This is a genomic window from Stenotrophomonas sp. 05L44_2 (genome assembly GCF_056665995.1).
Window position 1 is genome coordinate 1 of the sequence record NZ_JBFTNR010000301.1, and the last position, 4,753, is coordinate 4,753.

General features: G+C 68.0%; 4 protein-coding genes. All 4 read left to right on the forward strand.

Features of this window, described 5'->3' with window-relative positions; translation table 11 throughout:
* Positions 1-763 (forward strand): glutamyl-tRNA reductase (locus AC1VAN_RS11885; protein ID WP_480985862.1); only part of this gene is annotated, 763 nt, incomplete at its 5' end.
* A complete protein-coding gene (gene prfA / locus AC1VAN_RS11890) occupies positions 741-1,823 on the forward strand; it encodes a peptide chain release factor 1 (protein ID WP_480985863.1) in 1,083 nt (360 codons plus the stop codon). The genes AC1VAN_RS11885 and prfA, both read left to right, overlap by 23 nt.
* A gap of 2 nt (positions 1,824-1,825) precedes the next feature.
* Positions 1,826-3,532, forward strand: coding sequence for an O-linked N-acetylglucosamine transferase, SPINDLY family protein (locus AC1VAN_RS11895; protein ID WP_442252020.1), 1,707 nt, complete (start codon positions 1,826-1,828; stop codon positions 3,530-3,532).
* Positions 3,533-3,578: 46 nt separating this feature from the next.
* The gene (ppk2, locus tag AC1VAN_RS11900; RefSeq protein ID WP_080149964.1) at positions 3,579-4,361 is read left to right on the forward strand and encodes a polyphosphate kinase 2; all 783 of its coding nucleotides are present in this window, start codon (positions 3,579-3,581) and stop codon (positions 4,359-4,361) included.
* The last annotated feature ends 392 nt before the right edge of the window (positions 4,362-4,753 follow it).

Sequence of the window (4,753 nt, forward strand, 5' to 3'; positions counted from 1 at the left end):
CGGCGAGACCATCGAACTGGCCGCCGGCGAGACCATCGAACTGGCCGCACGCCACCTCAGCGAGGGCAAGGTGCGGCGGCTGCTGATCGCCAACCGCACCCTCGCCCATGCGCAGGAACTGGCCAGCCGCCATGGCGGTGTGGCGCTGCCGCTGACCGAACTGGAGCGTCACCTGGCCGAGGCCGATGTGGTGTTCTCGGCCACCGCCGCCCGCGAACCGGTGATCCACCGTGCTGCAGTGGCCAACGCCCTGCGCGCACGCCGGCACAAGCCGATGCTGCTGTTCGACCTGGCCGTGCCGCGCGACATCGAGGCCGACGTTGCCAGTCTCAACGATGCGTTCCTGTACACCGTGGACGACCTCGAGCGCGCGGTGGAAGACAACCGCCGCAGCCGCCGCGAGGCGGCCGCCGAAGCGGAAACGATCATCGACCTGCAGGTCTCGCGCTTCGTCGAAACCCTGCAGGCCAGTGCCCACCAGGCACCGCTGCGGCAACTGCGCGCCTTCGGCGAGGCCACCCGTGCCGAACTGCTGGAACGCGCCCGCCAGCAGCTGGCCAACGGCAAGCCGGCCGACGAAGTGCTGGAACTGCTTGCCCATGGATTGACCAACCGCCTGCTGCACCCGCCGACCGCCGCCCTGCGCGCGGCCGCGCTCAGCGGCGACGCCGACCTGACCCGCGCCGCCGAGCGCCTGTTCCCGGCTGCGCCGGGTTACCACCACCCACCTGTGAGAACCGATGACGCCGACCCTGCGCCGTAAGTTGGAAGCGCTGGCCGAGCGCCGCGAAGAACTGGAACGTCTGCTCGCCGAACCGGAGGTGGTCGCCAACAACGCGCGCTTCCGCGATCTTTCGCGTGAGTTTTCCCAGCTCGAACCGATCGCCACCGCGCTGGCCGATGAAGTGCGTGCCAAGGCCGACTTGGCTGCGGCCGAAAGCATGCGCACCGATCCGGATCTGCGCGAACTGGCCGACGAGGAGATCGCCGCCGCCCAGGCCCGCCTGCAGGAACTGGAGCAGGAACTGGCGCTGCTGCTGGTGCCGCGCGACCCGCGCGATGAAGGCAACCTGTTCCTGGAAGTGCGCGCCGGCACCGGCGGCGACGAGGCGGCGATCTTCGCTGGCGACCTGTTCCGCATGTATGCCCGCTACGCCGAGCGACAGGGCTGGAAGGTCGAGATCGAATCGGACARCCCCGGCGAACAYGGCGGCTACAAGGAAGTGGTGGCGCGCGTGGTCGGCCGGGGCGCGTTCTCGCGCCTGAAATTCGAATCGGGCACGCACCGCGTGCAGCGCGTGCCGGCCACCGAATCGCAGGGCCGCATCCACACCTCGGCGGCCACCGTGGCGATCATCCCGGAAGCCGACGAAGTCGATGAGATCGTCATCAACCCGGCTGACCTGAGGATTGATACCTACCGCTCCTCCGGCGCCGGTGGCCAGCACGTCAACAAGACCGAATCGGCGATCCGCATCACCCACGTGCCCAGCGGCGTGGTGGTGGAGTGCCAGACCGAACGCAGCCAGCATGCCAACCGGGACAAGGCGATGAAACGCCTGAAGGCGCAGCTGCTGGATGCCGAGCGCCAGCGCCACGACGCGGCGCAGGCAGAATCACGGCGCCTGCAGGTCGGCAGCGGCGACCGCAGCCAGCGCATCCGTACCTACAACTTCCCGCAGGGCCGGATCACCGACCACCGCGTGGAAGGGCTGACCCTGTACGACCTGCCCAACGTACTGGCCGGCGATCTCGATCCGCTGCTGCAGCGATTGAGCCACGAGCACCAGGTCGACGCCCTGGCCCAGCTTTCGGCGGGCTGACCATGTCGGCCTGGCAGCAGCGGCAGCAACTGCAGCAGGCGATCACGCGCCAGCCCGGCGACTTCGTCGCCTGGGTGATGCTGGCCGACCTGGAACTGGAAGCCGGCGATATCGCGGCCGGTGAGCAGGCTGCGCGACGCGCGCTGCAGCTGCGGCCCAATCATCCTGAAGCGCTTGCCCGGCTCGGCCGGGTGGCATGGATGGCAGGAGCGCATGCCGATGCCGCTACGCTGCTGGGCCAGGCCTCGGCGCTGGCACCGGAGCACCCGGGCATCGCGTTGTGGCTGGGGCACGCGCTGGAAGATGCCAACGATGCCGAAGGTGCATCAGCGGCCTATCGCCGCGCACATGCACTGATGCCCGACGAGCCGTATATCGCCGCGCAGCGCCTCGCCTGGCAGCGTCGCCTGTGCGATTGGCAGGACGTGGATGCGCTGGCCGATCAGGTGCGCGGTGCACTGGTGTCCGGCCAGGGCGTAGTGGAACCCTTCGCGTTTCTCAGCGAAGACGCCAGCGCGGCCGAACAGCTGGCCTGCGCGCGTGCACGCGCCGCCGCGGTGGCGGCATCGGTGCGGCCACTGCCGCCGGCGAAGCTGCGCGAACGAGGCCCACTTCGCGTGGGCTTCCTTTCCAACGGCTTCGGCGCCCATCCCACCGGATTGCTGACGGTGGCGTTGCTGGAGCAGATGAGCCGCGACCCGGCCCTGCAACTGCATCTGTTCGCACTCAATGCCGATGATGGCAGCCGCATCCGACAACGCCTGCAGGCCGCCACCCGGCTGCATGACGTGGTGGGATTGCGCCACGCCGATACGGCCGCGCGCATCCGTGCACAGGGCATCGACCTGCTGCTGGACCTGCGCGGCTGGGGAGGTGGCGGCACGCCGGAAGTACTGGCGATGCGCCCTGCCCCGCTGCAGTTGAACTGGCTGGCCTACCCCGGCACCTCCGGTGCATCGTGGCTGGATGCAGTGATCGCTGACGACTTCGCGCTGCCGTCCTCGCTGGAACCGCACTACAGCGAACGCGTGCTGCGCCTGCCGCGCGCGTTCCAGCCCTCCGACAACACCCGCGTGCTGGAACCGGCGCCGGACCGTGCGGCGTGTGGGCTGCCCGCGCAGGGCACGGTGTTCTGCTGCTTCAACAACAGTTACAAACTCAACCCGCGCAGCATGGGCCGTGCGTTCGCGGTGCTGCAGGCGGTACCTGGCAGCGTGCTGTGGCTGCTGTCCGGCCCCGGCCAGGCCGATGCAAGGCTGCGTTCCGCCGCCAAGGCTGCAGGACTGGATCCGGCGCGCCTGGTGTTCATGGCCAAGCTGCCGCATCCGCAGTATCTGGCCCGCTATCAGCTGGCCGACCTGTTCCTGGATACGAACCCGTACAACGCGCACACCACCGCATCGGATGCACTGTGGGCCGGCTGCCCGGTGCTGACCTGCCCCGGCGCTACCTTCGCCGCGCGCGTGGCCGGCAGCCTCAACCATCATCTGGGGCTCGAGCACATGAACGTCGCCGACGATGCGGCCTTCGTCGCCACCGCCAGTGCACTCGGCAACGACCCGGCCGCGCTGGCTGCCCTGCGTGCCGAACTGGCGCAGGCACGCGAGCGCAGCGGCCTGTTCGACATGGCGGCCTTCGCGCGCGATCTGTCCGCACTGCTTCAGCAGCTGGCCCGCGAACAGGGCTGGCAGGGCCTCGACACGCCCTGACATCGCCCTGCGCTACGCTCGAGCTTCCCTCCCGCGTGGCATGACGATGGCCAAGCTCAAGCGCAAGGAATACGACGAACTGCTGCAGCCGCTGCAGCTGGAACTGACGGCGATGGCACGCTGGGTGCAGCACAGCGGGCAACGCCTGCTGGTGTTGTTCGAAGGACGCGATACCGCCGGCAAGGGCGGTGCGATCCAGGCCATCAGCCAGCACCTCAACCCACGCCAATGCAGGGTGGTGGCGTTGCCCAAGCCCACCGACCGCGAAGCCACGCAATGGTATTTCCAGCGCTACGCCACGCATCTGCCGGCCGCCGGCGAGATCGTGCTGATGGACCGCAGCTGGTACAACCGCGCGGGCGTGGAACGGGTGATGGGCTACTGCAGCGAGACCGAGTACCAGCAGTTCCTGCATCAGGCACCGGTGTTCGAACAACTGCTGGTGGATGACGGCATCCTGTTGTTCAAGTACTGGCTGTGCGTGGACCAGGAGCAGCAGGAGAAGCGTTTCGCCGAACGCCATCTTGATCCGTTGAAGGGGTGGAAGCTGTCGCCGGTGGATCTGAAGTCGCGCAGCAAGTACAGCGCGTACACCGAAGCGCGCGAGGCGATGCTGCGCGCGACCCATCGCGACGGTGCGCCGTGGACGCTGGTGGATTTCAACGACCAGCGGCTGGGTCGCCTGACTCTTGTCCGCAACCTGCTGGACCGGCTGCCGGACACGCGGGTGGATGCGCCCTTGCCGGAGCTGCCGAAACTGAAGGGCAAGCTGCATCGCGAGCACTACGGCGTGCTGAAGCCGATCGAGGATTTCCCGGTCAAGGAGTAGGGTTGGTCGGCAGGGCCTGCGGCCCTGCACCTGCTGCTTTCAGGCAACAGCCAAAGCAACGTCAAAAGCTGCATTGCGTGGGATGGCGGGGCGGTGTCGGAGTGCGGGGACGCCGCAAGTACGTCCTTGTAGGCTTGGCAGCCGCTTGCTCGTGTGCGCAGTCCTGCGCACACGGCAAGGCCGGGGTTGGGCGTCCTGCCCAACCCGCCCGAGGCACGCCTCGGGCCCATGCGGCTGACACCCCGCAATCCGACACCGCCCCACCTTCGACAGATTTCCGGTGGCTGATGGATTCACGCCATGCGTGAATGTATGTCCATCGAAATCGAATATTTCGACAATTGAACGAAGAGCATCCAAGCATGGCGTGGATCTACGTGTCGACCAAGGTC